Below are 25876 nucleotides of genomic sequence, written 5' to 3'. Positions count from 1 at the left end.
CCCTGTGCGCTCAGGCCTCCGGCAACGGCGCAGGTACGGTGCCCGGCTCGAACACGCCTTCCTTCACGTAGGCGGCCAGGGTCATGTCCAGCGCGAGCATGCCGTCGCGCTGGAGATCCATCAGATCCGGCTCGACCATCGCGCCATGCAGCACCCCCAGCACGGTCGCGTGCAGCATGCGCGCGGCGATCTTCGGGTCGGCGCCTTCGCGCAGCTGGCCCAGCGCCTGCGCGCGTCGCAGCGCACGCTCCATCCGGTCCAGCGCGTCGCGGAAACCGGCCTGCTGGAGTTCGGTCAGCACCTTGGTGTCGGCCGACGCATCGCTGCGCAGCATGATCTCCATGGTCTTGCGCAGGCGCTCGTCTTCGGACAGCTCGATGAAGGAATGGATCATCACCGCGCGCAGATCATGCACCGGCGTATCGCGCTGCTCGGTGGAGGTGCGCTCCAGCTCCTGCATGAAAGGCAGGTGCACCCGTTCGATGATCGCGGCCAGCACCTCGCCCTTGTTCTTGAAGTGCCAGTACACGGCGCCGCGGGTATAGCCGGCGCGGGCACCGATCATCTCCAGCGTGGTACGGGCCACGCCATGTTCATGGAAACAGGCTTCGGCGGCGTCAAGGATGCCTTCCCGGGTTGCCTGGGTGTCCTCTTTGGTCTTGCGGGCCATGGGTACGAGTACGGGTGAAACGTGGCTGAATTGTACCTGTTTACAAACAAACAAGCATGTATGTATATTTCACCTCCATCGTTCCCGTCGTGTGCGTGGCTGTCCTGTTCCGGCACCCATGCCTGCCCGGGCGGGCGTTGTACGAGAGGCCTCAACCCGTTCCCGGGAAGTGTCCGCCGTGTCAGCGCCTGCTGAGATTCTTCCTTCCAAGAGCCTTCCCCATGTTGCTGAGCCGAATCCGACCCTTTGCGCTGTCGCTGGCCATCGCCACGACCGTGGCCGCCTGTGGCGGCGAACCCCAGGCCCCCGAACAGGGGCCCGGCCAGGTCAGCGTGGTCACGCTGAAGTCCGAGACCGTGGGCCTGACCCGCGAGTTGCCGGGCCGGACCAATGCCTTCCTGGTGGCCGAAGTCCGTCCGCAGGTCAGCGGCATCGTGGCCAAGCGCCTGTTTACCGAGGGCGGCATGGTCAAGGCCGGCGAGCCGTTGTACCAGCTGGATGACGCCAGCTACCGCGCCCAGGCCAACAGTGCCCGCGCACAGCTGGCCCGCGCCGAAGCCACGGCCAACGCCGCGCGCCTGAGTGCCAAGCGCATCACCGAGCTGGCCAAGGTCGATGCGGTCAGCCAGCAGGATCTGGAAAACGCCGTAGCCGCGCAGAAGCAGGCCGAGGCCGATGTCGGCGCCGCCCGGGCTTCGCTGGATTCGGCCAACGTCACGCTGGGCTACGCCCGCATCACCGCGCCCATCAGCGGCCGCATCGGCAAGTCCAGCGTCACCCAGGGTGCGCTGGTGAACGCCGGCCAGGCCGACGCCCTGGCCACAGTGCAGCAGCTGGATCCGATCTATGTCGACCTCACCCAGTCCTCGGCCGAGCTGCTGCAGCTGCGCCGCGAGCTGGCCGCCGGCCGCCTGCAGGACAACCAGCAGACGCCGGTCAGCATCCTGCTGGAAGACGGCAGCGCTTTCGAGCACAAGGGCACGCTGGAGTTCTCCGAAGTCAGCGTCGATCCAGCCACCGGCAGCTTCGGCCTGCGGGTCAAGGTGGAAAACCCCGATGGCCTGCTGATGCCGGGCATGTACGTGCGCGCAGTGATCGGTGGCGGCGTGCGCAGCGACGCGGTGCTGGTGCCGATGCAGGGCATCGCACGCGATGCCAAGGGTGACACCACGGCGATGGTGGTCGGCAAGGACAGCAAGGTCGAAGTCCGCCCGGTCAAGGTCAGCCGCACCATCGGCGACAAGTGGCTGGTCGAGGATGGCCTGAAGCCCGGCGACAAGGTCATCGTCGAAGGCCTGCAGAAGATCGGCCCCGGCATGCCGGTCAACGCCACCGAAAAGGGCGCCGCACCGGCCAAGCCGGCCGCTGCCCCGCCTGCGGCTCCGGCCGGCGACGCGAAGTAAGCGGAGAATTCCATGGCACGCTTTTTCATCGATCGACCCATCTTCGCGTGGGTCATCGCCATCATCATCATGCTCGCCGGCGGCCTGGCCCTGTTCAAGCTGCCGGTCTCGATGTATCCCAACGTCGCTCCGCCGGCGGTGGAAATCAGCGCCACCTACCCGGGTGCCTCGGCCAAAGTGGTCGAAGACTCGGTGACGCAGATCATCGAGCAGAACATGAAGGGCCTTGATGGCCTGATCTACTTCTCCTCCAACAGCTCGGCCAACGGCCAGGCGACCATCACCCTGACCTTCGAGAGCGGTACCAATCCGGACATCGCGCAGGTGCAGGTGCAGAACAAGCTGCAGCTGGCCATGCCGCTGCTGCCGCAGGAAGTGCAGCGGCAGGGCATCAACGTGGCCAAGTCCAGCTCGGGCTTCCTGAACGTGATCGCCTTCGTCTCCGAAGACGGCAGCATGGATGCCAACGACATCGCCGATTACGTCGGCTCCAATGTCGTCGATCGCCTGAGCCGAGTCCCGGGCGTGGGCAACATCCAGGTCTTCGGCGGCAAGTACGCCATGCGCATCTGGCTGGACCCGAACAAGCTGCATACCTACGGCCTGTCGGTGCCGGAAGTGACCGCAGCGATCCAGGCACAGAACGCACAGGTGGCGATCGGCCAGCTGGGCGGCGCGCCCTCGGTCAAGGGCCAGCAGCTCAACGCCACGATCAATGCGCAGTCGCGCCTGCAGACGCCGGAGCAGTTCCGCAACATCGTCGTGCGCGGCGCGCAGGACGGTGCCGAACTGCGCCTGGGTGATGTCGCCCGCGTCGAGCTGGGCGCGGAGTCCTACGACTTCGTCACCCGCTACAACGGCCAGCCGGCCAGCGGCCTGGCCGTCACCCTGGCCACCGGCGCCAATGCGCTCGACACCGCCGCCGGCGTGGATGCTGCGCTGGACGACCTGAAGAACTTCTTCCCGGCCGGCCTGAAGGCCGAGATTCCGTACGACACCACGCCGTTCGTACGCGTGTCGATCAAGGGCGTCGTGCAGACCCTGATCGAAGCGATCGTGCTGGTGTTCGTGGTGATGTACCTGTTCCTGCAGAACTTCCGCGCCACCCTGATCCCGACCATCGCCGTGCCGGTGGTGCTGCTGGGCACGTTCGGCGTACTGGCGATGCTCGGCTTCTCGGTGAACATGCTGACCATGTTCGCGATGGTGCTGGCGATCGGCCTGCTGGTGGACGACGCCATCGTGGTGGTGGAGAACGTCGAGCGCATCATGTCCGAGGAGGGCCTGTCGCCGCTGGAGGCCACCCGCAAGTCGATGGGCCAGATCACCGGTGCACTGGTCGGCATCGGCCTGGTGCTGTCGGCCGTCTTCGTGCCGATGGCCTTCATGAGTGGCTCCACCGGCGTGATCTACCGGCAGTTCTCGGCCACGATCGTTTCGGCGATGGCGCTGTCGGTGCTGGTCGCGATCGTACTGACCCCGGCGCTGTGCGCCACGCTGCTCAAGCCGCTGAAGAAGGGCGAGCATCATGTCGCCCACCGCGGCCTGGCCGGTCGCTTCTTCAACGGCTTCAACCGGGGTTTCGACCGCACCAGCGAAAGCTACCAGCGTGGTGTACGCGGCATCCTGAATCGTCCGTGGCGTTTCATGGGCATCGTCGCCGCGCTGTTCGTACTGATGGCGGTTCTGTTCGTGCGCCTGCCCAGCTCGTTCCTGCCCAATGAAGACCAGGGCGTGCTGATGGCGCTGGTGCAGGCCCCGGTCGGCGCCACCCAGGAACGTACCCTGGAATCGATCGCGGCACTGGAGAACCACTTCCTGGAGAACGAGAAGGCGGCGGTCGAGTCGGTGTTCTCGGTGCAGGGCTTCAGCTTCGCCGGCATGGGCCAGAACGCGGGCATGGCCTTCGTCAAGCTGAAGGACTGGAGCGAGCGTGACGCCGACAACGGCGTGATGCCGATCACCGGCCGCGCCATGGCTGCGCTGGGTGGGATCAAGGACGCCTTCATCTTCGCCTTCCCGCCGCCGGCGATCCCGGAGCTGGGTACCGCTTCGGGCTACACCTTCTTCCTGAAGGACAACAGCGGCCAGGGCCACGATGCACTGGTGGCCGCGCGAGACCAGCTGCTCGGCCTGGCGGCCGGCAGCAAGAAGCTGGCCAACGTCCGCCCGAACGGACAGGAAGACACGCCGCAGTTCCGCATCGACATCGACGTGGCCAAGGCAACGTCGCTGGGGCTGTCGATCGCCCAGGTCAATACCACCCTGGCGACCGCGTGGGGCAGCGCGTACATCGATGATTTCGTCGATCGTGGCCGCGTCAAGCGCGTGTTCGTGCAGGCCGACCAGCCGTTCCGCATGGTGCCGGAGGACTTCGATCTCTGGTCGGTGAAGAACGACAAGGGCGAGATGGTTCCGTTCAGCGCCTTCGCCAGCAAGCACTGGGATTACGGCTCGCCGCGCCTGGAGCGCTACAACGGCGTGTCGGCAATGGAAATCCAGGGCGAACCGGCCCCGGGAGTCGCCTCCGGTGACGCCATGGCCGAGATCGAGCAGCTGGCCAAGCAGCTGCCGGCGGGCTTCGGCATCGAGTGGACCGCGATGTCCTACCAGGAACGCCAGGCCGGCTCGCAGACCCCGCTGCTGTACACGCTGTCGCTGATGATCGTGTTCCTGTGCCTGGCCGCGATGTACGAAAGCTGGAGTGTTCCGACCGCCGTGCTGCTGGCCGCCCCGCTGGGTATCCTCGGCGCGGTGCTGGCCAACACCTTCAAGGGCCTGGAGCGCGACATCTACTTCCAGGTGGCAATGCTGACCACGGTGGGCCTGACCAGCAAGAACGCGATCCTGATCGTCGAGTTCGCCAAGGAAAACCTGGAGAAGGGGGCCGGCCTGATCGAATCGATCATGCATGCCGTGCGCGATCGCCTGCGTCCCATCGTGATGACCTCGCTTGCATTCGGCATGGGCGTGGTGCCGCTGGCGATCTCCACCGGTGCCGGTTCCGGCGCCAAGCAGGCCATCGGCATCGGCGTGCTGGGCGGCATGATCGTCGGCACCGCGCTGGGCGTGTTCTTCGTGCCGCTGTTCTTCGTGGTGGTGCAGCGCGTGTTCAAACGCAGGACCGCCGAGTGATGGAATCCGGCAGCGCCGGGCCATGCCCGGCGGATGCCTTACCACGTAGCTGCCGGGAACGGCCCGGCGCTACCACCGTGACCCCCAAGGTGTCGCCATGAAACTCTCTTCTCTTGCTGTATCCCTGGCCGCCGTGCTCACGGTCGCCGGCTGCTCCACCCTCGCGCCGAAGGACACGGCCGTTGCCCCGGCGATTCCTGCGCAGTGGCCGGCAGAGGCCACGCAGGGCCAGGTTGCCGATGTGGCCACGCTGGGCTGGCGTGACTTCTTCACCGATCCACGCCTGCAGCAGGTGATCGGCCAGGCGCTGGACAACAACCGCGACCTGCGTGTGGCCGTGCTCAATGTCGAGCGCGCACGCGGCCAGTACCGGGTGCAGCGCGCCGACCGGGTGCCGGGCGTGGCCATCACCGGGCAGATGGAGCGCACAGGTACGGATGCGGGAGTCACCGAGCAGTTCACTGCCGGCGTCGGTGTGGCCGAATTCGAGCTGGACCTGTTCGGCCGCGTGCGCAACCTCAGCGAAGCAGCCCTGCAGCAGTACTTTGCCATCGCCGCCAACCGCCGTAATGCACAGCTGAGCCTGGTGGCCGAGACGGCAACGGCGTGGCTGACCTACGGCGCCGACAGCCAGCAGCTGAAGATCGCCGAAGCAACACTGAAGACCTACGAGGATTCACTGCGCCTGGCAGAAGCACGCCATGAACGGGGCGGCAGTTCAGCGCTGGAACTGACCCAGACCCGCACCCTGGTCGAAACCGCGCGCACCGATGCCGCACGCCTGCGCGGCCAGCTCGCGCAGGACCGCAATGCCCTGGCGCTGCTGGCCGGTGGCCAGGTCGACCCGGCTCTGCTGCCGGATGGCATCGAGCCGCAATTGCTGGCACTGGCCCCACCACCGGCCGGCCTGCCCAGCGACGTGCTGCTGCTGCGCCCGGACATCATGGCGGCCGAACACCAGTTGCTGGCTGCCAACGCCAACATCGGCGCTGCCCGCGCAGCGTTCTTCCCGAGCATTTCGCTGACAGGCAGCATCGGCAGCGGATCGAACGAACTGTCGAACCTCTTCGACAGCGGCACGCGCGTGTGGAGCTTCCTGCCGAAGATCACCCTGCCGATCTTCCAGGGCGGCCGTCTGCGTGCCAATCTCGACATCGCCAATGCAGATCGTGATATCGCATTGGCGCAGTACGAGAAGGCGATCCAGAACGGCTTCCGCGAAGCGGCGGATGCGCTGTCGATGAATGTCAGCCTGGATGAGCAGGTCAGCGCGCAGCAGCGTCTGGTCGACGCGGCCGAGCAGGCCAACCGGCTGTCGCAGGCGCGGTATGACGCCGGCCTGGACAGCTTCGTCAGCCTGCTCGACGCGCGTCGTACGGCCTACAGCGCGCAGCAGACGCGGCTGCAGGCGCAACTGGCCCAGCAGGCCAACCGCATCACCCTGTACAAGGTGCTGGGCGGCGGCTGGCACGAACGCAGCTGACGGGACGCGCCGGGCATGGCCCGGCGTGGATTCCGGTAGCGCCGGGTCATACCCGGCGGCGCTTCGATCAGGCGTTCGCAGGTCGTCGCGTCAGGGCTACACCGCTTCGTCATCACGGCGCACCGTGTGGCAGGCCCGCACACGGGCCAGCGCGTCGCCGGCTTCGCGTGCCATCCGCTCATACTCGGCGCGGATCTCTTCCAGCCGCTGTTCGTCCAGTTCTTCCAGATCCAGCAGCTCGTTGTTGGCTTCCGCGGTGGCCCGGATCAGTTCGTCCAGCTTGATCTGCATCGCCGCCGTATCGGCGTTCTGCGTGTGCTGGATCAGGAAGACCATCAGGAAGGTGATGATGGTGGTGCCGGTGTTGATGACCAGCTGCCAGGTGTCGTTGAAACCGAACACCGGGCCGGAGATGCCCCACACCACCACGATGGCTACTGCACCCAGAAAGGTCCACGGAGAGCCGGTGGCGGCCGCGGCCTTCTTGGCGATGGTATTGAACAGGTTTCTTGCTTTCATCGTCGTCGTCCCGCTGGGGTGACGTGATGATCGGCGCGTGGCCGTGCAGCCCGCGTGCAGCAGGCCTGCTCAGGCGCGCAGCCGCGGTGCGTCCTGCAGGCGCACGCGGCTGGCCTGGTAGACGTGCTGCCAGCAGCGGTCGACGAACTCGCGGGCCTGTGCTTCGCTCAGCCGCGGCATGATCTGCAGCGCATACTGGGTCTGGAACATCTCGTCACGCTGCTCGTTGCTGGCGCGCGGCTGGGTGATCAGCGAATCGCAGGCGAACTTGATCCAGGGTACGTAGGAACCGAACGAATTATGAGGCAGCGCACCGTCGGCATGCTGGCGGCGCCAGTGCTCGAGTTCCGCATCGACGTCGATGACCGGGGGAATGGCAGGGACTTCAGTGTGCATGTCGATCCAATCGGTTGAGGTGGACGTGGAGTGGGGGGAATCGCAGTGTTGCCTGATCACCGGTGGAAGCGGTGTCATCGCAATGTGGAAACAGCGTTGCGATTGCCGATCAGTTGGGCGTGCTCGACCACGCCGAGGTCTTCAGCGATGTCCGCCATCGCGTTGCACAGGCGGACGTGGTCGCGTGGATGGTCGCGCACCAGTTCCAGCTGCATGCTCTGATAAGCGGTCCAGAACAGGGCACCGCGCCGATGCAACCGATATTGGCTCCGCAGGCGGGCGCGGATTCCGTCAAGGATCAGATTGGGCGTGGGGCTTGCAGCGTGCGCGCACATGGCTGGCTCCGCCGGGGTAGGGGGCCCCGGTAACCCCACCGTAGGCGTGCCGGAGCGGTGGGGTGTTACCGCGGCGTGTGCATGCGTGCCGACGGAGTGCGCAGCGCGTCACATCGAACGCCGCAGACGCTGACTGCACAAGGGCCTGCCGCGGATGAAGCATTCATTAAACGCGGGCTGGGGTCAGTCCACGGCACTCATTCGCCGATGTCTTCGTTCCAGATCTCGGGATATTGCGCAATGAAGCCCCCGAGCAGGTCGACGCATTCCTGGCTGTCGAGGTCGATCACATTGACGCCGTTTTCGCGCAGCCAGTCGATGCCGCCCTGGAACGTGCGGGACTCGCCGACCACCACGGTGCCGATGTTGAACTGGCGCACCAGTCCCGAGCAGTACCAGCACGGGGCCAGGGTGGTCACCATGATCGTGTCGCGGTAGCGACGCTGGCGCCCGGCCTTGCGGAAGGCGTCGGTCTCGCCGTGCACGGAGGGATCGCCTTCCTGCACCCGGCGGTTGTGGCCGCAGCCGAGCAGGCGACCGTCGTTGTGGTACAGCGCCGCGCCGATCGGCACGCCGCCCTCGGCCAGGCCCTGGCGGGCTTCGGCGATGGCGGTCTGCAGCAGGGCCTGGTAATCAGGTGTGGTGATCATGCGGGGCTCCGGAAGGTCATGGGCTGCCATGATAAGGCGCCGTTCCCCCGCAGCGGCCCTGGCGGTGCGATAATCGGGGCATGAGCGAATCCCCCTACAAATCCGGTACCACCCATTTCGGGTTCCGCGACGTCGCCGCCAAGGACAAGCAGAAGCTGGTCGGGCAGGTGTTCACCTCGGTCGCGCGCAACTACGACCTGATGAACGACCTGATGAGCCTGGGCGTGCACCGGGCGTGGAAGCGTTACTACGTGGCGACCGCGCAGGTGAAGCCCGGTGACCGCGTGCTTGACCTCGCGGGGGGCACTGGCGACATTGCCGCCCTGCTGAAGGAGCGCGTCGGCGCCGAAGGTTCGGTGGTTCTGGGCGACATCAATGCCGGCATGCTGTCGGTGGGCCGTGATCGCCTCACCAACCGCGGCCTGGTGCTGGGCCTGGACTACGTCCAGTGCAATGCCGAGGCCCTGCCGTTCCCGGACAACAGCTTCGACCTGGTCACCATCGCCTTCGGCCTGCGCAACGTGACCGACAAGGATGCCGGCCTGCGCGAGATGTACCGCGTGCTCAAGGTCGGTGGCCAGGCGCGTGTGCTGGAGTTCTCCGAGGTCACCGCCGACTGGTTCAAGCCGATCTACGACTTCCACTCGTTCAAGATCCTGCCGAAGCTGGGCAAGCTGTTCGCCAATGATTCGGACAGCTACCAGTACCTGGCCGAGAGCATCCGCAAGCATCCGCCGCAGGACGAGCTGAAGGCCATGATGGGCGAGGCCGGTTTCGAGCGCTGCCACTACAAGAACCTGACCGGCGGCATCGTGTCGATCCACTCCGGCTACAAGCTGTAAGCCTTGCCCTTGGTGGGTGCCAACCTTGGTTGGCACTCGGCCGCTGCGGTCATCCGCTCTGGTAGGTGCCGACCTTGGTCGGCACGGGCCTGCCACATGCGTTGATGGATCCGTGCCAACCAAGGTTGGCACCTACCCAGGGCGCCGCCGCAGGATCGGCCTTAGCCGCCTTACCCCGCACCGCGCAACGCCTGCGGGGCCGGAGGGAGGTACCATTGGGGTTTGCTCCCCGTAACGGTCCCGATTCATGCGCAATCCGCTGATGCTCCTTCCGTTGGCCGTGGCCCTGGCCGCTGGCTGCTCCCAGGAGGCGGCCGCGCCCGCCGCCGCCCCGACTGCCGAAAAGGCCCCCGCCGCTCCTGTGAACGCCGAGAACCGCAGCCACGACGAAAGCTCGTACGCCGAGCCGGACAAGGTCGTCATCAAGGACATCGCGCTGGACCTGAAGCTGGACTTCGACCAGAAGCAGATCGGCGGTACCGCGACCTACACCCTGGAATGGAAGCAGAAGGACGCCACGCAGCTGGTGCTCGACACCCGCGAGCTGACCGTGTCCAAGGTCGAAGCCGTTGCCGCTGACGGCGCGCGCAGCCCGCTGAAGTTCGAGCTGGCGGCGGCCGACAAGGTGTTCGGCAGCAAGCTGACCATCGAGGCCCCGCAGCAGCCGGCCAAGGTCGAGGTGACCTACCACACCGCGCCGACCGCCTCGGGCCTGCAGTGGCTGGCGCCGTCGATGACCGAAGGCAAGAAGCTGCCCTTCATGTTCAGCCAGTCGCAGGCCATCCATGCCCGTTCCTGGGTGCCGCTGCAGGACACCCCGAGCGTGCGCTTCACCTACAGCGCGCACGTGGTCTCGCGCCCGGACGTCATGGTGCTGATGAGCGCCGACAACGACCCCAAGGCCGCGCGTGATGGTGACTACACCTTCAAGATGCCGCAGCCGATCCCGTCCTACCTGCTGGCGATCGCCGCCGGCGACCTGGTGTTCGAGCCGATCTCCGGCCGCTCCGGCGTCTGGGCCGAACCGACCATGGTCGGCAAGGCGGCCAAGGAATTCGAGGACACCGAGAAGATGATCGGTGCCGCCGAGAAGCTGTACGGCGAGTACCGCTGGGGCCGTTACGACATGCTGGTGCTGCCGCCGTCGTTCCCGTTCGGCGGCATGGAGAACCCGCGCCTGACCTTCGCCACCCCGACCGTGATCGTCGGCGACAAATCGCTGGTTTCGCTGGTCGCCCACGAACTGGCGCACAGCTGGTCGGGCAACCTGGTGACCAACGCGAGCTGGAAGGACATCTGGCTCAACGAGGGCTTCACCACCTACGTCCAGGGCCGTATCACCGAGGCCCTGTACGGCAAGGAGATGGCCGAAATGGAGCGGCAGATCGACCAGACCGATCTGCTGGCGGAAGTGAAGGACATGAGCCCCGCCGACCAAGCGCTGGCGCTGCCGCCGCTGAACGAGCGTGACCCCGATGAAGCCCTGAGCCAGGTGGCCTACGTCAAGGGTTCCTGGTTCCTGGAGTTCCTGGAACAGCGTTTCGGCCGCGAGACCTTCGATCCGTTCCTGCGCGGCTGGTTCGATGACCACGCCTTCCAGAGCGCGAATACCGACCAGTTCGTCGAGTACCTGAAGAAGAACCTGCTGCCGAAGAACCCGTCGGCAGTGACGGAGGCCGAACTGAAGGCATGGCTGGACGAGCCGGGCATCCCGGCGTTCGCGGCCAAGGCGCAGTCGCGCAACTTCAGCAGCGTCGATACCGCGCGCATCGCCTTCACCAGCGCCGGCACCGTGCCCAGCAGCCAAGTCATCGCTGACTGGAGCACCCAGGAGTGGGTGCGCTTCATCGACGGCCTGGGCACGACCCAGCCGCTGGACACGCTGGCCACGCTGGACAAGGCCTTCCACTTCACGGGCACGCCGAATGGCGAGATCGCCATGCGCTGGTATCCGCTGGCCATCCGCAGCGGCTACGAGCCGGCCAATGAGGCCGCGGCGGCATTCATCGAGCGTGTCGGCCGTCGCAAGCTGATCCTGCCGATCTACGCCGAACTGGTGAAGACGCCGAAGGGGCTGGAGCTGGCCAAGCAGGCCTTCGAGAAGGCCAAGCCGGGCTACCATCCGATCACCACTGCCTCGGTGCAGGACATGCTGGCCAAGGCCGAAGCCAAGTAAGAACAAGCGCCGGGCACTGCCCGGCGCTTTTTTTTGTAGAGTCGAGCCATGCGCGACTTTGCAAGCATGCGAAAAACACGAAGGACCTCTGCCATGAAACGACTGATCCTGCTCACCGCCTGCACCCTGGCCCTGGCCGCCTGCAGCAATCCCGAAGAAGAGCGCAAGGCGCAGGAAGCCGCCGCGGCCGCCGTTCAGGCGCAGAAGGAAGCCAAGGCCGAGGACGTGGCCAGGCAGTACGACATGGCCGTCGCCGCGCAGGACTGGGAGCGCGCGCGACTGCATGGCGCCGCGCTGCTGGATGAGTACAAGGACACGGCCGCCGCCGAGCGCATCGCCGCAGGCTTCGAAGAGGTCAAGGCCAAGGGCGATGCCGCGCGCGACCTGCGCCGCATGCAGGCGCTGTGGCAGTACAACCAGATACCGGTCGGCAACAAGGGCAACCAGGTGTCGGCGCAGATCTACAGCAAGGAACGGGTGGACGTGGATGGCAGCGGCGCCAAGCCGGTGCAGCTGGTGTTCCGCGATCACCCGGAGTGGAAGCGGCACGCCTACCTGGTGCTGCAGGCCGGCGATTTCCGCTGCCCGCAGTGTACGGTGAAGGTGACCGTGGACGACGGCAAGCCGGTGTCAATGGCCGCCTGGCGGCCGCAGACCGATGAGGCGATTGCGCTGTTCATCACCGATCAGAAGGCGCTGTGGAAGCTGGCGCGCAAGGGCAGGTCGATCAGCATCGAGTTCCCGGTCAAGGCCGGCGGCACCCGCACGGCGGTGTTCGAAACCGGTGGCGTCGACGCCAGCCGCATGCCGTCGTGGTGGCAGTGATCGTTGCGGCGGGCAGCGCCGTGCACGCGTTGTCCGCGATCCGGCACTGGGTGTTCGACATGGACGGCACGCTGACCGTCGCCGTGCATGATTTTGCCGCGATCCGCCGTGCGCTGCAGATCGCGGCCGAGGAGGACATCCTCGACCATATCGCGGCGCTGCCTGACGCATCGGCGCAGGCCAAGCGTGAGTGGTTGCTGGACCATGAGCGCGCGCTGGCCGAGGACGCGCTGCCCGCGCCGGGCGCGGTGACGCTGCTGCGCGCGCTGGCGGCGGCTGGCTGCCGGCTGGGCATCCTGACCCGCAACGACCATGCGCTGGCGAAGCTGACGCTGGAGGCGATCGGTGTCGGGGAACTGTTCGACGATGCCGACATCATCGGCCGCGAAGAAGCGGTGCCCAAGCCCTCGCCGGATGGCCTGCAGCAGCACCTGCGGCGTTGGGGCATTGCCGCCGCGCAGGCGGTGATGGTGGGTGACCACGCCTATGATCTGGACTGCGGCCGTGCCGCCGGCACGCACACCGTGCTGGTCAACCTGCCTGACAACCCGTGGCCGGGCCGCGCGGATTGGCACTTCGCCGATTGCCGCGCCCTGTTGGCAGCGTGGCAGGGCGCATGACCGTGTAGAGCCGAGCCCACGCTCGGCTGCTCTGCGGTCAGATCGCGCTGGCGCGCGCAGGCCGAGCATGGCTCGGCTCTACAGAGAGCAGGCAACGTGTCGGTCGGAAGTTCCGGTAGTGCCGGCAGGCTTACGCGCCCAGCGCGTAACCGAACTGCTGCTTGAACTGCTCGTTGAACTCATCGAAGGTGAAGCGCTGGTTCTGGGTGCCCGGGTGCTCGACCTTCAGTGCGCCCATCAGGTTGCCCATGCGGCCGATGGTCAGCCAGTCGTAGCCCTTCTGGATGCCGTAGATCAGGCCCGCGCGGAAGGCATCGCCGCAGCCGGTCGGATCGACCACACGGCGCTCGTGCGCCGGCGGGATGTCGTAGCTCTTGTCCGGCGTGTGGATGACCGCGCCCTTCGGGCCACGGGTGGTGATGTAGGCCTGCACGCGGCTGACGATTTCCTTCTCGTCCCAGCCGGTGCGTTCCTGCAGCAGGTTCGACTCGTAGTCGTTGACCACCACGTAGTCGGCCTGCTCGATGAACTGGCGCAGCTCCGGTCCGTTGAACAGCGGCATGGCCTGGCCCGGGTCGAAGATGAACGGGATGCCGTCCTCGTGGAACTCCAGCGCGTTCTGGATCATGCCTTCGCGGCCGTCCGGGCCGACCAGGCCCAGGGTCACGCCCGGCACGCCACGCACGTGGTTCTCGTAGGAACGCATCATCGCGCCCGGGTGGAAGGCGGTGATCTGGTTGTTGTCGTGGTCGGTGGTGATGAAGGCCTGCGGGGTGAACAGCTCATCGATCACGCGCACGCGCGACAGGTCGATGCCCAGGCCATCGAAGTACTCGCGGTACGGGCCGAAGTCCGAGCCGACCGTGCCCATCGGGATCGGGTGGCCGCCCAGCAGATGCAGGTTGTAGGCGATGTTGCCGGCGCAGCCGCCGAACTCGCGGCGCATCCGCGGGACCAGGAACGACACGTTCAGGATGTGCACCTTGTCCGGCAGGATGTGATTCTTGAACTGGTCCGGAAACACCATGATGGTGTCGAAGGCAAGAGAACCACAGATCAGAGCGGACATCGATGTAAGCCTATGCGGTGAATTTTGGGGTGGGCCTGCCCGCTTCGACGGGCAAGCAAACGGCGCCCTTGGGCGCCCGACGGCGCAAAGGTTACCCGCTGGTGCCGCTCAGGGCCAGAAGCGGGTGATGCCGGATCAGGCCCAAAGCCTGTGAAGACGCGGGTTCAGCTGGATTTTTCCTTGCTCGGCGGCAGGCGGGTTGCTAGGCTTGTCGGCCTCGATTTCTGCCCATTTTTTCGCCATCCCGCGGCGGGCACGACACCCCTCAGGACTCCTTCCTCAGATGTTCAAGAAACTCCGTGGCATGTTCTCCAATGACCTGTCCATCGACCTGGGCACGGCCAACACCCTCATTTACGTGCGCGGGCAGGGGATCGTGCTGAATGAGCCTTCGGTCGTGGCCGTGCGCCAGGACCGTGCCATCGGTGGCACCCGCTCGGTGGCAGCCGTCGGTGCCGAGGCCAAGCAGATGCTGGGCCGTACCCCGGGCCACATCACCACCATCCGCCCGATGAAGGATGGCGTCATCGCCGACTTCACCTATACCGAGGCGATGCTCAAGCACTTCATCAAGAAGGTGCACAAGTCCCGCGTGCTGCGCCCGAGTCCGCGCGTGCTGGTCTGTGTGCCGGCCGGCTCGACCCAGGTCGAGCGTCGTGCGATCAAGGAATCGGCCGAGGAAGCCGGTGCCCGCGACGTGTACCTGATCGAAGAGCCGATGGCCGCTGCGATCGGCGCCGGCATGCCGGTCACCGAAGCCCGTGGCTCGATGGTCATCGATATCGGCGGTGGCACCACCGAAGTGGCGGTCATCTCCCTCAACGGCATCGTCTATTCGGCCTCCGTCCGCATCGGTGGCGACCGCTTCGACGAGTCGATCACCAACTACGTGCGCCGCAACCACGGCATGCTGATCGGTGAAGCCACGGCCGAGCGCATCAAGGTGGAGCTGGGCTGTGCCTACCCGCAGGCAGAGGTGCAGGAGCTGGAGATTTCCGGCCGCAACCTCGCCGAGGGCGTGCCGAAGATGATCAAGATCAGCTCCAACGAAGTGCTCGAAGCCCTGCACGAACCCCTGTCGGGCATCGTCAGCGCGGTCAAGCTGGCCCTGGAGCAGACGCCGCCGGAACTGTGCGCCGACGTCGCCGAGCGCGGCATCGTGCTGACCGGTGGTGGCGCCCTGCTGCGTGACCTGGATCGCCTGATCTCCGAGGAGACCGGCCTGCACGTGCAGGTGGCCGACGATCCGCTGACCTGCGTGGCCCGCGGCGGCGGTCGTGCGCTGGAGCTGGTCGACATGCACGGCAACGAGTTCTTTGCGCCGGAATAAGCCGTCCCGGCCGTTCCTGCCCGCAGCGCCCCTCCGGGGTGCGGCCCGTCGCGTTGGCGGGCCGGCACCGGCGGGGCGTCCGCGTGTTTCCCCTCCGCCTTCTGCCAGTTGAATCGTTGCCGTGCCGCCCTACGCCGGTCCTCCCGTTGCTTCCCGATCCGGTGATGCCGCCAGCCCGCTGCGGCTGCTGGCCTATCTCGCGCTGGCCATCACCCTGATCGTCCTCGACGACCAGGCCGGCTGGCTGGCGCGCCTGCGTGAACAGGCCAACACCCTGGTGCAGCCGGTCTGGGCCCTGGCAGGCCTGCCGGGCAAGCTGGGCAGCCAGGTCAAGGACAACGCGGCCAGCCACAGCCAGCTGGTCAGCGAGAACCGCGAGCTGCGCAACCAGCTGCTGCTGGCCAACGCCCGCCTGACCCGTCTGCAGACCGCTGCACTGGACAATGCCCAGCTGCGCGAACTGTTGAACGTGGCCGAGCGCAGCGGACTGGACGTGCAGTTGGCGCCGATCCTCGATATCGACCTGGACCCGGTGAAACAGCGTCTGGTACTCGACGCAGGCAGCCGCGAGGGAGTGCATGTCGGCCAGGCGGTGATCGACGCCGGTGGGCTGATGGGCCAGGTGATCAGCGTTACCGGCGGCACCTCCACCGTGCTGCTGCTGACCGACCCCGACCATGCCGTGCCGGTGACCGTGGCCCGCAACGGTGTCCGCCTGATCGTCTACGGTCGCGGCGATACGCTGGAACTGCGCGACATCCCGCTCAGTGCCGGGGTGGAAGTGGGCGATGAGATCGTCACCTCCGGTCTCGGTGGCCGTTTCCCGGCCGGTTTCCCGGTCGGCACCATCACCGCGCTGCGCCCGGATGACACCCATGCCTTCCTGGTCGGTGAGCTGAAGCCGGCCGCACAGCTCGACCGCGGCCGCGATGTGCTGCTGCTGCGCCCGGGCGCAGCGATCCGCATCCCGCCGGAAGTACGCCTGCAGCTGGAGGACACCGCGCCAGGCGGGCCAGCCAATGCGGCAACCGTGCCAGTCCCGGCAACGCCGGCAGCAGCACCGGCAGCAGCACCGGCAGACGCCCGCGCAGGGCGGCCGTCGGCGCCGGCCGTCACTCCGGCGTCTTCGACCGCCCCGGATCCGCAGCCGGCAACCGGACCGGCCGCCGCCGCAGAGGTCCAGCGATGAGCCGCCTGCGCGACAATCCCTGGGTGCTGCCGGCCAGTCTGGTGGTGGCCCTGCTGCTGGGCCTGCTGCCGTTGCCGGCCCTGCTGCAGCCGCTGCGCCCGTACTGGCTGGCGCTGGTGCTGGCGTACTGGGTGATCGAAACGCCCGAGCGCGTTGGTCTCGGCATCGCATTCGCCAGTGGCGTTGTCGCCGACCTGCTGTATGGCGGGGTGCTGGGTGAACAAGCGCTGCGCCTGGTGATGCTGGCCTTCATCCTGCAGCGCTTCCGCGCCCGCATCCGCTTCTTCCCGATGTCCCAGCAGATGCTCGCCATTGGTGGCCTGCTGTTCAACGACCGCATCGTCAGCGCGCTGGTGCACATCGTGGTGGATGAGCCGACGCTGCCGTGGTCGTACTGGTGGGCGCCGCTGCTGGGCATGGGCCTGTGGCCGCTGGTATTCGTGCTGCTGGACGCGGTGCGTTTCGGCAAGCGCGGGCGTTGAGCCATGATTCCGCGCCGCCAGGTCAAGAACCCGCACGCCGAAGCCGAGCAGTTCCGCCGTCGTGCGGCGCTGGGTTTCCTGGGGGTGCTGGTCTGCCTGCTTGGGCTGGGGGGCTGGTACTTCAAGCTGCAGGTGCTGGACCACGACATCTACGCCACCCGTTCGGAAGCCAACCGCATCAAGCCGCGGCCGGTGGTGCCGGGGCGCGGCATGATCTACGACCGCAACGGCCGCCTGCTGGCCGAGAACGTGCCGGCTTTCCGCCTGGACGTGACCCCGGACAAGGTCAAGGACATGGATGCCACGCTGGAAGGACTGGCAAAGATCATCGAGATCAGTCCGGAAGAGCTGGAGGCGTTCAACAAGTCGCGCAAGGCGCGCCGGAAGTTCCTGCCGGTCACCCTCAAGCTGCGCATGACCGACGATGAGATGGCACGCTTCGCTGTCGATCGCTGGCGTTTCCCGGGTGTCGAGCTAGAGCCCTACCTGACCCGTCGTTATCCGTACGGCGATCTGTTCGCGCACATCATCGGCTACGTCGGTCGTGTCGATGACAAGGATCTGGAGATCCTTGGCGAGGGCAATGCCGCGTTGACCCACATCGGCAAGTCGGGCCTGGAGCGCTATTACGAGCAGCAGCTGCGCGGCAAGGTCGGTTACGAGCAGGTGGAGACCAACGTGCAGGGCCGTGCGATCCGCACCATCGGCCGCGTTGCCGCGCAGTCCGGTGTCGACCTGCGCCTGTCGATCGACGCCGACCTGCAGCGGGCGATGGTTGCCGCCTTCGGCGACCAGGAAGGCTCGGCGGTCGCGATGGACCCGCGCACGGGCGAGGTCCTGGCGATGGTCAGCCTGCCGTCGTACGACCCGAACCTGTTCGTCAACGGCATCTCCCACGCCGATTTCAAAGCGTTGAACGACAATCCATCGCGCCCGCAGTTCAACCGCCTTGTACTGGGCGGCGTGGCCCCCGGCTCGACGCTCAAGCCGCTGATCGCACTGGCCGGTCTGGACGCCGGTGTGCGCCGCCCGGAAGACAAGATCCTGTCCACCGGCATGTTCTACCTGCCCGGCACCAGCCGCGGCTGGGGCGATGCCAACCGTGGCGGCCATGGCTGGACCGACCTGCGCAAGTCGATCTCAAATTCGGTCAATACCTATTACTACCGGCTGGCGCTGGACCTGGGCATCGAGCGTTTCGACCATTACATGGACTATTACGGTTTCGGCCAGCCGACCGGCATCGACCTGACCGGCGAGATCGGCGGCATCCTGCCGTCACCGGCGTACAAGCGGAAGACCCGCAAGGAAGCGTGGTACCCCGGCGATACGGTCAACATCAGCATCGGCCAGGGCGACTGGAAGGTCACCCCGCTGCAGCTGGCGCGGGGCGTCAGCGGTCTGGCCAGCGGGCAGCTGCGCACGCCGCACCTGGTCATCCAGCAGCGCGAAGGGTTCGACAGCGAGTGGACCGGGGTGCCGGCACGCGACAGCAAGCCGGTCAGCCCCAATCCGAACAACGTGCAGGCCGTGCGCGAAGGCATGATGGCGACCATGCAGCCCGGCGGCAGCGGCTGGCGGGTGGCGGTCGGGGCGCCGTACGTGATGGCCGGCAAGACCGGCACCGCGCAGGTGGTCAGCCGCCGTGGCACGGCAGCGGTGAATCCCAAGAGCCTGCCGATGCACCTGCGCCACCGTGCGCTGTTCGTTGGCTTCGCGCCGGCTGATCAGCCGGTGATCGCATTGGCGATCGCGGTGGAAGGCGGCGGTTACGGCGGCTCGGCAGCTGCGCCGATCGCACGCAAGGTGTTCGATGCCTGGCTGCTGGGCAAGATGCCCGATGGCATCCAGCCGCTGGACAGCGAACGCGGCACCACCGCCATCGGTGCGACCGCTTTCGACAACGAGGACGTGGGCGCCCGCCAGGCGGGGGATGCTGCCGCCGCACAGGTCGGTGAGCATCCGGTGCTGATCGGCGCTGCGGTCCCGCAGCCCCAGCCGCAGCCGGGAACACCCGCTGCGCCGGCACCGGCACTGCCTGCCGCGCCGCGTCCACCGGCGGCTGCGGAGGCGACGCGATGAAGGCCTTCCTGCGATGGGCCGGGGACATGCTGCGGCGCTTCTTCAGCACGCTGGACTGGGTGCTGTGCCTTGCCCTGGGCGCGCTGATGATGATCGGCCTGGCCACGCTGAAGAGTGCAGGCGGCGACAGCCTGGTAATGGCGCAGGGCGCCCGCTTCGCCGTGGGCATGGCCGCGCTGTGGGCCATCTCGCGGGTACCGATCCTGCGCATCCGTTCGGCGACGCCGATGATCTACGCGATCTCGATGATCCCGTTGCTGGCGGTGTTCGTGCTCGGTACCGGCAAATACGGCCGGCAGTGGCTGGACCTGAAGTTCTTCTACCTGCAGCCGGCTGAACTGCTGAAGGTGAGCCTGCCGATGATGGTGGCCTGGTACCTGCACCGGGTGCCCTTGCCACCACGCATCAATACGGTGCTGGTGTCGCTGGTCATCATCGGCGTGCCGACCGGTCTGGTGATGCTGCAGCCGGACTTCGGCACGGGCGTGCTGATCGCCGCCAGCGGCGTGTTCGTGCTGCTGCTGGCCGGGTTGCCATGGTGGTGGGTGGGGCTGGGCGTGGGCGGCGTGGCCGCGGTTGCGCCGCTGGCCTGGTTCTGGCTGCTGCGGCCCTACCAGAAGGACCGCATCATGATGTTCCTCGACCCGGAAATGGATGCGCTGGGCGCGGGCTGGAACATCATCCAGTCGAAGATCGCGATCGGTTCCGGCGGGTTCGACGGCAAGGGCTGGGGCGAAGGCTCGCAGTCGCACCTGAACTTCATTCCCGAGCAGACCACCGACTTTGCATTCTCGGTGTTGAGCGAGGAATTCGGCTGGATCGGCGTGGCCGTCGTGCTGGCGCTGTACCTGGTGGTGATCGGGCGCTGCCTGTGGATTGCCAGCCAGTCGCGCGACTCCTATTCGCGGCTGCTGGCCGGTGCCACCGGCCTGGCGTTCTTCGTCTACGTGCTGGTCAATGGCGGAATGATCTCGGGTCTGTTGCCGGTGGTGGGCGTGCCGATGCCGTTGATCAGCTATGGCGGTACGTCGGCCGTCTCGCTGCTGGCCGGTTTCGGGCTGGTGATGGCGGTGCGCAGCCACAATCCCGTGCACGGCGGCTACGGCTAGCACCTCCGGGAGCGCGCGGCCGACGCGGGTTGCTGCACCTCTGCGGTTTCGGGCAAGGCCGGGGCCGTCCAACGCTTGCGCAACGCCCTTCATGGAAGCGTTCCCATGACGACGCGCAACAGCAGGTCCGCCGACCAAAGCCCTAAAAAAACGTTATCTAGTTCACACTTTTACGCTGCGTTGATTTTGATCAATGGACTTGTCGCAATCGGCCTGCACAATGGCGGCCCGTTCGGCACGGCGCGCCGTCTATCGTTGCAGCGCGAGGGGGCGTCGGGCGGGAAGCAGTACTGATCCAACGGATACAGGGCGCGTGGGGTACTGCCACTGGGGAGCGGCAGCCGCGCGCGTATCGACCGGATCCGGTCGCCGGTTGCGTCTGCGGGGATGGGGACGCAACCGGCAACCTCTCAACTGAATACGATGGATCGCTCACATCGTTTTCACAATTTCGACTGCTTGCAAGCAAATCGTTTTGATTCATGGTGTTAGGGGTTTTAATTCATCCATGACCTGCTAACCTGCGACGATGATTCGACGCACTCTGGCCTGCATGCTTACCCTCGGCCTGGTCGCCTGCGCGACCCAGCCGACATCTCCACCGTCTTCACCGCAGGCCAGCAGTACGCCGCGCCATCCGGCCACCAAGCCCAAGGGACCGGCCGAGGCCGCGCCGGAAGCCACCGCCGCCACCGCGCCGCCGGTCGATCTCACGCCGGTTCCGTTCGAGACTGCGCGCGCCACCTTCATCGCCGATACCGCCAAGCGTTACGGACTCCAGCCCGACGAGATCCGTCGCGTGCTCGACCAGGCGCAGGTGCGCCAGCCGATCATCGCCGCGATGTCGCGCCCTGCCGAACGGGTCAAACCCTGGAACGAATACCGGCCGATGTTCATCAGCAAGGCGCGCATCGAGGGGGGCCGTGCCTTCCTCGCCGAACACCGCGCCGAGCTGGATCGCGTGCAGCAGCGCACCGGTGTTCCGGCCGAGGTGATCGTGGCGATCATCGGCGTGGAGACCAGCTATGGCAGGAATGCCGGCAACCACCGCGTGCTCGATGCGCTGTACACGCTGGCCTTCTACTACCCGCGCAGCGGCGATCCGGAGAAGCTGGAACGCGAGGTGCGCCGCGAGCTGTTCTTCCGTGATGAACTGGCCAAGCTGTTTGAACTGGGCCGCGAGGAGAAACTCGACATCACCACGCTCAAGGGCAGCTATGCCGGTGCGATGGGCATGGGCCAGTTCATGCCGTCCAGCTACCTGGACTATGCCGTGGATGGCAACGGCGACGGTCGCCGTGACCTGTTCAACAGCTACGACGACGTGTTTTCCTCCATTGCCAACTACTTCGTGAAGAAGGGAGGCTGGGTCCGGGGCGGGCAGGTGGCCGTGCCGGCGACACTCGCTCCGGGGCGCGAGGAATTCAATCCGACCGAGTGGGCACCGACCTGGTCGCTGGCCGATCTGGCCCAGCGTGGCTATCAGCCTGCCGCACCGGTACAGCCGGGTGCGACGGCCACTCCGGTTACGCTCGAGGGCAGCACCGGCAAGCAGTACTGGCTGGGCTTCCAGAACTACTACGCGATCACCCGCTACAACCTCTCGAAGATGTATGCGATGGCCGTGTTCCAGTTGTCGCAGGCCATTGCCGGACAGGAGCTGCCCCCGGCATGAACATCAGATGGCTGGTCCCTGGATTGATCGTCCTCGCGCTGGCCGCCTGCAGCAGCGCGCCGAAGAAGCCGGCCACCGCCGGCCACGGTGGGACGCCTTCCGGTACGGTGGTGCAGGGCAGGGGCACGCGCCCGGCGCATTGTCCGGAGGGATCGCCCTATGCGGCGGCCAAGGAAGACCCGAACACGCGGGGCAACTACACCGCCGGCGGCCTGTACCGGCCGGGCGTGAAAGACAGCACGCCGAGCTACATTCCGAACGTGGCCTGCATTCCCGAGCCGGAAGTGACGGCTGAAACACGTTCGGCCATCGGCAACAAGTCGCCGTACGTGGTGCTGGGCAAGTCGTACAAGGTGCTCGACGATACCCGCGATTATGTCGAGCGCGGTACGGCGTCGTACTACGGCGCCAAGTTCCATGGCCGCCTGACCTCGAACCGGGAGGTCTACGACATGTACCAGTTCACCGCTGCGCACAAGACGCTGCCGCTGCCCAGCTTCGCCCGCGTGACCAATCTGGACAACGGCGAGTCGGTGATCGTGCGGGTCAATGACCGGGGCCCGTTCCACGATGGCCGCGTGGTCGATCTGAGCTATGCCGCTGCGGTACGCCTGGGCATCACCCAGCGCGGAACCGGCAATGTGGAGGTGCGCGCGCTGCAGCCGGGTGAGGGCAATCTGCTGGCGCAGAAGCCGTCGCGCCGCGAGCGCCGGGCGGCCGAAGCCGCCGCCGCTGCCGGTGCGGCGACGACGATGGCGAGCACTGTCGCCACGCGCCCGGCGGCCGACAGCGACATCGACCGCCTGGTCAAACGCCTGCCTGCCGATGCGGTGCCGACCCGGGGCCAGCCGGCCACCACGCAGGCGGTGGTCGGCACGCTGCCGGACGTGGCGGTCAGCAGCCTGCCGCCGAGTGCAGTGGCCGTCCGCACTGCGGCACCTGCCGCTGCGCCGGCGAGGGTCGCCGCCACGGCGCCGCGCGCTTCCGCGGCACCGGCCAGCAGCCCCACGCTGTCGCAGCAGGTGGTGGGTGCGGTGATGGTGCAGGTGGCCAGCTTCTCCAACCGTGACAATGCCAATCGTGCGATGGGCCAGCTCAATGCGGCCGGCATCGTCGGCGCGACCATCAGCGACATCGCCGCCGGTGGCCGCACGCTCTTCCGTCTGCGCGTACCCGCCAGCGACCATGCCAGTGCCGCGGAACTTGTCGGCCGCATCGCCGGTCTGGGCCTTGGATCGCCGCAGATCGTCAAGGATTGATCCCGCCCGGGTCGGTGCTGCCGGCCCGGGCCCCCCGGCCTACAATGGCCATTCTGTTCCCCCTCCATTCCCGGCCGTCCCTGGAGCCCGCTGTCCAATGAATTTCCGTTCCGCCGCCACCGCCCTGGCCGCCACCCTGGTGGTGGGCCTGGCTTCTGCCCAGACGCCGCTGCCGACCCCGGCCGCACCTGCACCTGCCGCCGCTGCGGCTCCGGCCACCGTGGCCACGCCACCGGCCCCGGTGCCGAGTGTGTCCAAGGCCTGGATCCTGATGGACTACGCCACCGGCCAGGTGCTGGCGGGCGAGAACATCCACGAGCAGCTGGCGCCGGCCAGCATCACCAAGGTGATGACCTCCTACGTGATCGCCGCCGAGGTCAAGAACGGCAAGGTCCGTGCGGATGACCAGGTGATGATGAGCGAGCGCGCCTGGCGCGAAGGCGGTGCGGGTACCGACGGCAGCTACAGCGGCTTCCCGGTGAACCAGACCGCGCGCCTGGAAGACATGGAAAAGGGCATGGCCATCCAGTCCGGCAACGATGCCGCGATCGCCCTGGCCGAGCACGTGGCGGGCAGCGAGGAAGCCTTCGCCTCGCTGATGAACAGCTACGCCGCCAAGATCGGCATGAAGAACTCGCACTTCGTCAACGCCCACGGCCTGACCGCCGCGGGCCACCACAGCACCGCCTATGACCTGGCGCTGCTGGGCCGGGCGATGGTGCGTGATTACCCGGAAACCTACGCGTACAACAAGATCAAGGAATTCCAGGTCGGCAACATCAAGCAGCCCAACCGCAACCTGCTGTTGTGGCGCGACGGCAGTGTCGATGGCATCAAGACCGGGCACACCTCCGAGGCGGGCTACTGCCTGATGAGTTCGGCGCAGCGCGGCGACCAGCGCCTGATCGCGGTGGTGCTGGGCGGCGCCTCCGAGAAGCAGCGCGCCGATGACAGCCTGGCGCTGTTGAACTGGGGCTTCCGCTTCTTCGAAACGCACCGCCTGTATGAGCCGGGCAAGGCCGTCGCCGAGCACAAGGTGTGGAAGGGCACCAGTGACAAGGTGCAGCTGGGCGTGGCCCAGCCGATGCTGGTCAGCGTGCCGCGTGGCCGCTACAACGACCTGAAGCCGAGCATCGATGTGCCCAAGACCCTGGAAGCGCCGTTCACGGCCGGCCAGCAGATCGGCACGGTGAAGGTGAGCCTGGATGGCAAGGTGGTGGCCGAAGCGCCGCTGGTGGCGGTGGCTGCCGTCGAGCAGGCCGGCTTCTTCAAGCGCCTGTGGGACAGCTTCTGGATGTGGTGGGAATCGGAATGATCCGCGGCGCCATGCGATGACGTGAAAAGGAAAAGGCCGGCGCATGCCGGCCTTTTCCGTTGCAACCAATGTGCGGACCAGATGTCCGCACTGTTCTAGAGCGAACGGCTGATGGTGAAGCTGCCGAACACCGGTGCCTCGCGCTGGCCGTTGAACTCGCGGGTGCTGTGGTAGCGCGCCGCCGCGAACTTCCAGCGACCGCGCATCACCGCGATTCCGTAGCCGCCGTAGGCCACGATGTGGCGCTTGTCGACGCTGTGGCTGTTGCGGAAGGTGTTGCCGTCCAGGGTGATGTCGCGGATCACCCAGGCAGCATCGCTGGTAGCGAACAGGTGCCATGACCAGCCGCTCGGCCTGCCACTGCGGGTCGGCGCGGTGTTCTCGCCGGCAGGACGCAGCGGCGTGCTGCCGAAGTCATCCGGCAGCTTCCAGCCGAAGCGCACTTCGCCACCGATGTTGGCCTTGGTCGCCAGGTTGCCGACCGAGCCGCCGTAGTGGCTGATCGCGTCCCAGCCCCAGCCGCCCGCGTTGACGCTGGCATCGCCCGGCCAACGACGCATCCGCTCATGGGTCAGCATCACCAGCGGCTCGTTGTGCAGCTGGTTGTCCCAGCCTTGGAACTTCTCGTCGCCCAGCACCTCATGCACAGCGTTCTGCACCTGCTTGCCCTGGGCCCACGGACCGACAACGCCCAGCGTCAGCTGGGTGGTCTGCAGCCGATCACCACTGCGCGCGTTGTAGCCGAAGCTGGCGATCAGCACGCCCGCGTAGGGGCGGTCATCCTTGATCAGGTCCTTCCGAGTGAAGTCGGTCGGGGTGAAGATGCCCTGGGCGATGCTGAAGATCATGTTCTGCTGTTCGAACCGGCCCGGGTGCAGGCGCTCCAGATAGCCGTTGACCCAGCGCGCCAGGCGCGGCAGGCAGGGATCGTCGGTGTAATCGACGAGGTTCGGTGATACGAAGGTCAGTTCGGCGCCGTTGGTATACCCCTGGTCCTGGTGGCGGCCGCCGAACAGGTCGTTGTCAACGCGGAAATTGATCTGCGGAGGGTGCTCACGCATGGCATCGGGGCCGCATTGTTCGGCGGCCTGCGCGGCAAGGGGGAGGGCGGCGGCCAGGAGGCCGGACAGCCCGAAGGCTGCGACGCTACGCATGGATGGAATGCTCATGGGGGAAAGGGGTGGTCGTCTGTCGTTATATGCAACGACACGGTACCCCGGCCCGCGTGACGGTACGAGCGCGTCCCGGTCACTTGTCTGTTCCGAAAACGACATTGTCTCGTGACGACAACCGGCGCCGGGGGCGTGCCGCG

The 25876-nt window shown here is 66.8% G+C and carries 23 protein-coding genes; 16 read left to right on the top strand and 7 right to left on the bottom strand.

Going from position 1 to position 25876, the window contains the following annotated elements:
* Positions 1 to 10: 10 nt before the first annotated feature.
* The gene (locus tag ACZK08_RS16785) at positions 11 to 670 is read right to left on the bottom strand and encodes a TetR family transcriptional regulator (RefSeq protein WP_065175175.1); all 660 of its coding nucleotides are present in this window, start codon (positions 668 to 670) and stop codon (positions 11 to 13) included.
* Positions 671 to 891: 221 nt separating this feature from the next.
* On the opposite strand from ACZK08_RS16785, the gene smeD reads away from it, so the two are divergent.
* The 3 genes from smeD to smeF all read left to right on the top strand — a co-directional run bounded on the left by smeD (position 892) and on the right by smeF (position 6691).
* The gene (smeD, locus tag ACZK08_RS16780) at positions 892 to 2073 is read left to right on the top strand and encodes a multidrug efflux RND transporter periplasmic adaptor subunit SmeD (RefSeq protein WP_065175174.1); all 1182 of its coding nucleotides are present in this window, start codon (positions 892 to 894) and stop codon (positions 2071 to 2073) included.
* Between the two features lie 12 nt (positions 2074 to 2085).
* Positions 2086 to 5208, top strand: a complete 3123-nt coding sequence (gene smeE / locus ACZK08_RS16775; RefSeq protein WP_053520172.1) for a multidrug efflux RND transporter permease subunit SmeE — start codon at positions 2086 to 2088, stop codon at positions 5206 to 5208.
* Between the two features lie 97 nt (positions 5209 to 5305).
* Positions 5306 to 6691: a multidrug efflux RND transporter outer membrane subunit SmeF gene (gene smeF, locus ACZK08_RS16770; RefSeq protein ID WP_065181769.1), complete on the top strand. Its 1386-nt coding sequence runs from the start codon at positions 5306 to 5308 to the stop codon at positions 6689 to 6691.
* 96 nt (positions 6692 to 6787) lie between these two features.
* Here smeF and ACZK08_RS16765 read toward each other — a convergent pair whose 3' ends face one another.
* The 4 genes from ACZK08_RS16765 to ACZK08_RS16750 all read right to left on the bottom strand — a co-directional run bounded on the left by ACZK08_RS16765 (position 6788) and on the right by ACZK08_RS16750 (position 8591).
* The gene (locus tag ACZK08_RS16765) at positions 6788 to 7210 is read right to left on the bottom strand and encodes a low affinity iron permease family protein (protein ID WP_053520445.1); all 423 of its coding nucleotides are present in this window, start codon (positions 7208 to 7210) and stop codon (positions 6788 to 6790) included.
* A gap of 69 nt (positions 7211 to 7279) precedes the next feature.
* Positions 7280 to 7606, bottom strand: coding sequence for a hypothetical protein (locus ACZK08_RS16760; RefSeq protein ID WP_065175172.1), 327 nt, complete (start codon positions 7604 to 7606; stop codon positions 7280 to 7282).
* Positions 7607 to 7680: 74 nt separating this feature from the next.
* On the bottom strand, positions 7681 to 7941 hold the full coding sequence (locus tag ACZK08_RS16755) for a hypothetical protein (RefSeq protein ID WP_065175171.1): 261 nt from the start codon (positions 7939 to 7941) through the stop codon (positions 7681 to 7683).
* 197 nt (positions 7942 to 8138) lie between these two features.
* Positions 8139 to 8591, bottom strand: coding sequence for a nucleoside deaminase (locus ACZK08_RS16750; RefSeq protein WP_065175170.1), 453 nt, complete (start codon positions 8589 to 8591; stop codon positions 8139 to 8141).
* Positions 8592 to 8671: 80 nt separating this feature from the next.
* On the opposite strand from ACZK08_RS16750, the gene ubiE reads away from it, so the two are divergent.
* The 4 genes from ubiE to ACZK08_RS16730 all read left to right on the top strand — a co-directional run bounded on the left by ubiE (position 8672) and on the right by ACZK08_RS16730 (position 13054).
* Positions 8672 to 9433 (top strand): bifunctional demethylmenaquinone methyltransferase/2-methoxy-6-polyprenyl-1,4-benzoquinol methylase UbiE, encoded by a 762-nt coding sequence (gene ubiE / locus ACZK08_RS16745; protein WP_053520441.1) that lies wholly within the window; start codon positions 8672 to 8674, stop codon positions 9431 to 9433.
* Between the two features lie 247 nt (positions 9434 to 9680).
* A complete protein-coding gene (locus ACZK08_RS16740; RefSeq protein ID WP_111186200.1) occupies positions 9681 to 11609 on the top strand; it encodes a M1 family metallopeptidase in 1929 nt (642 codons plus the stop codon).
* Between the two features lie 93 nt (positions 11610 to 11702).
* On the top strand, positions 11703 to 12434 hold the full coding sequence (locus tag ACZK08_RS16735) for a hypothetical protein (RefSeq protein WP_065181767.1): 732 nt from the start codon (positions 11703 to 11705) through the stop codon (positions 12432 to 12434).
* Positions 12434 to 13054, top strand: coding sequence for an HAD family hydrolase (locus tag ACZK08_RS16730; protein ID WP_065181803.1), 621 nt, complete (start codon positions 12434 to 12436; stop codon positions 13052 to 13054). The genes ACZK08_RS16735 and ACZK08_RS16730 overlap by 1 nt, the downstream gene beginning before the upstream one ends.
* A 130-nt stretch (positions 13055 to 13184) precedes the next feature.
* Here the strand turns inward: ACZK08_RS16730 and ACZK08_RS16725 are convergent, their stop codons facing one another.
* Positions 13185 to 14123 (bottom strand): carbohydrate kinase family protein, encoded by a 939-nt coding sequence (locus tag ACZK08_RS16725; protein WP_053519641.1) that lies wholly within the window; start codon positions 14121 to 14123, stop codon positions 13185 to 13187.
* A 283-nt stretch (positions 14124 to 14406) separates the two neighbouring features.
* Here ACZK08_RS16725 and ACZK08_RS16720 point away from each other — a divergent pair, with 283 nt between their 5' ends.
* From ACZK08_RS16720 to ACZK08_RS16680, 9 genes are all read left to right on the top strand, one after another.
* Entirely contained in the window at positions 14407 to 15453 is a 1047-nt protein-coding gene (locus tag ACZK08_RS16720; protein WP_005411077.1) for a rod shape-determining protein, read from the top strand.
* 121 nt (positions 15454 to 15574) lie between these two features.
* Positions 15575 to 16642 carry a rod shape-determining protein MreC gene (gene mreC / locus ACZK08_RS16715; protein WP_065181766.1) on the top strand — a complete coding sequence of 356 codons (1068 nt, stop codon included), beginning with the start codon at positions 15575 to 15577 and terminating at the stop codon, positions 16640 to 16642.
* Positions 16639 to 17124 carry a rod shape-determining protein MreD gene (gene mreD, locus ACZK08_RS16710; protein WP_053519639.1) on the top strand — a complete coding sequence of 162 codons (486 nt, stop codon included), beginning with the start codon at positions 16639 to 16641 and terminating at the stop codon, positions 17122 to 17124. Before mreC ends, mreD begins: the two co-directional genes overlap by 4 nt.
* 3 nt (positions 17125 to 17127) lie before the next feature.
* Positions 17128 to 19206: a penicillin-binding protein 2 gene (gene mrdA / locus ACZK08_RS16705; protein ID WP_065175165.1), complete on the top strand. Its 2079-nt coding sequence runs from the start codon at positions 17128 to 17130 to the stop codon at positions 19204 to 19206.
* Positions 19203 to 20315, top strand: coding sequence for a rod shape-determining protein RodA (gene rodA / locus ACZK08_RS16700; RefSeq protein ID WP_053519637.1), 1113 nt, complete (start codon positions 19203 to 19205; stop codon positions 20313 to 20315). Before mrdA ends, rodA begins: the two co-directional genes overlap by 4 nt.
* Before the next feature lie 105 nt (positions 20316 to 20420).
* Positions 20421 to 20609 (top strand): hypothetical protein, encoded by a 189-nt coding sequence (locus tag ACZK08_RS16695; RefSeq protein WP_154582383.1) that lies wholly within the window; start codon positions 20421 to 20423, stop codon positions 20607 to 20609.
* Between the two features lie 235 nt (positions 20610 to 20844).
* Positions 20845 to 21990 carry a lytic murein transglycosylase B gene (gene mltB, locus ACZK08_RS16690; protein WP_065175164.1) on the top strand — a complete coding sequence of 382 codons (1146 nt, stop codon included), beginning with the start codon at positions 20845 to 20847 and terminating at the stop codon, positions 21988 to 21990.
* Positions 21987 to 23249: a septal ring lytic transglycosylase RlpA family protein gene (locus ACZK08_RS16685; RefSeq protein WP_065181765.1), complete on the top strand. Its 1263-nt coding sequence runs from the start codon at positions 21987 to 21989 to the stop codon at positions 23247 to 23249. The genes mltB and ACZK08_RS16685 overlap by 4 nt, the downstream gene beginning before the upstream one ends.
* 97 nt (positions 23250 to 23346) lie before the next feature.
* Positions 23347 to 24564, top strand: coding sequence for a D-alanyl-D-alanine carboxypeptidase family protein (locus ACZK08_RS16680; RefSeq protein ID WP_053519634.1), 1218 nt, complete (start codon positions 23347 to 23349; stop codon positions 24562 to 24564).
* A gap of 95 nt (positions 24565 to 24659) precedes the next feature.
* Here the strand turns inward: ACZK08_RS16680 and ACZK08_RS16675 are convergent, their stop codons facing one another.
* Entirely contained in the window at positions 24660 to 25718 is a 1059-nt protein-coding gene (locus ACZK08_RS16675) for a lipid A deacylase LpxR family protein (protein WP_081284380.1), read from the bottom strand.
* Positions 25719 to 25876: the final 158 nt, after the last annotated feature.

It is taken from the genome of Stenotrophomonas sp. 112478_Sma, assembly GCF_056479905.1.
The sequence above is the reverse complement of the archived record's forward strand: the minus strand, read 5'-3'. Positions and strand labels throughout refer to the sequence as shown.

Coding starts and splice junctions, on each gene's coding strand:
- ACZK08_RS16785 (WP_065175175.1), bottom strand. CDS start 670: ATGGCCCGCAAGACCAAAGAGGACACCCAGGCAACCCGGGAAGGCATC.
- smeD (WP_065175174.1), top strand. CDS start 892: ATGTTGCTGAGCCGAATCCGACCCTTTGCGCTGTCGCTGGCCATCGCC.
- smeE (WP_053520172.1), top strand. CDS start 2,086: ATGGCACGCTTTTTCATCGATCGACCCATCTTCGCGTGGGTCATCGCC.
- smeF (WP_065181769.1), top strand. CDS start 5,306: ATGAAACTCTCTTCTCTTGCTGTATCCCTGGCCGCCGTGCTCACGGTC.
- ACZK08_RS16765 (WP_053520445.1), bottom strand. CDS start 7,210: ATGAAAGCAAGAAACCTGTTCAATACCATCGCCAAGAAGGCCGCGGCC.
- ACZK08_RS16760 (WP_065175172.1), bottom strand. CDS start 7,606: ATGCACACTGAAGTCCCTGCCATTCCCCCGGTCATCGACGTCGATGCG.
- ACZK08_RS16755 (WP_065175171.1), bottom strand. CDS start 7,941: ATGTGCGCGCACGCTGCAAGCCCCACGCCCAATCTGATCCTTGACGGA.
- ACZK08_RS16750 (WP_065175170.1), bottom strand. CDS start 8,591: ATGATCACCACACCTGATTACCAGGCCCTGCTGCAGACCGCCATCGCC.
- ubiE (WP_053520441.1), top strand. CDS start 8,672: ATGAGCGAATCCCCCTACAAATCCGGTACCACCCATTTCGGGTTCCGC.
- ACZK08_RS16740 (WP_111186200.1), top strand. CDS start 9,681: ATGCGCAATCCGCTGATGCTCCTTCCGTTGGCCGTGGCCCTGGCCGCT.
- ACZK08_RS16735 (WP_065181767.1), top strand. CDS start 11,703: ATGAAACGACTGATCCTGCTCACCGCCTGCACCCTGGCCCTGGCCGCC.
- ACZK08_RS16725 (WP_053519641.1), bottom strand. CDS start 14,123: ATGTCCGCTCTGATCTGTGGTTCTCTTGCCTTCGACACCATCATGGTG.
- ACZK08_RS16720 (WP_005411077.1), top strand. CDS start 14,407: ATGTTCAAGAAACTCCGTGGCATGTTCTCCAATGACCTGTCCATCGAC.
- mreD (WP_053519639.1), top strand. CDS start 16,639: ATGAGCCGCCTGCGCGACAATCCCTGGGTGCTGCCGGCCAGTCTGGTG.
- mrdA (WP_065175165.1), top strand. CDS start 17,128: ATGATTCCGCGCCGCCAGGTCAAGAACCCGCACGCCGAAGCCGAGCAG.
- rodA (WP_053519637.1), top strand. CDS start 19,203: ATGAAGGCCTTCCTGCGATGGGCCGGGGACATGCTGCGGCGCTTCTTC.
- ACZK08_RS16695 (WP_154582383.1), top strand. CDS start 20,421: ATGACGACGCGCAACAGCAGGTCCGCCGACCAAAGCCCTAAAAAAACG.
- mltB (WP_065175164.1), top strand. CDS start 20,845: ATGATTCGACGCACTCTGGCCTGCATGCTTACCCTCGGCCTGGTCGCC.
- ACZK08_RS16685 (WP_065181765.1), top strand. CDS start 21,987: ATGAACATCAGATGGCTGGTCCCTGGATTGATCGTCCTCGCGCTGGCC.
- ACZK08_RS16680 (WP_053519634.1), top strand. CDS start 23,347: ATGAATTTCCGTTCCGCCGCCACCGCCCTGGCCGCCACCCTGGTGGTG.
- ACZK08_RS16675 (WP_081284380.1), bottom strand. CDS start 25,718: ATGCGTAGCGTCGCAGCCTTCGGGCTGTCCGGCCTCCTGGCCGCCGCC.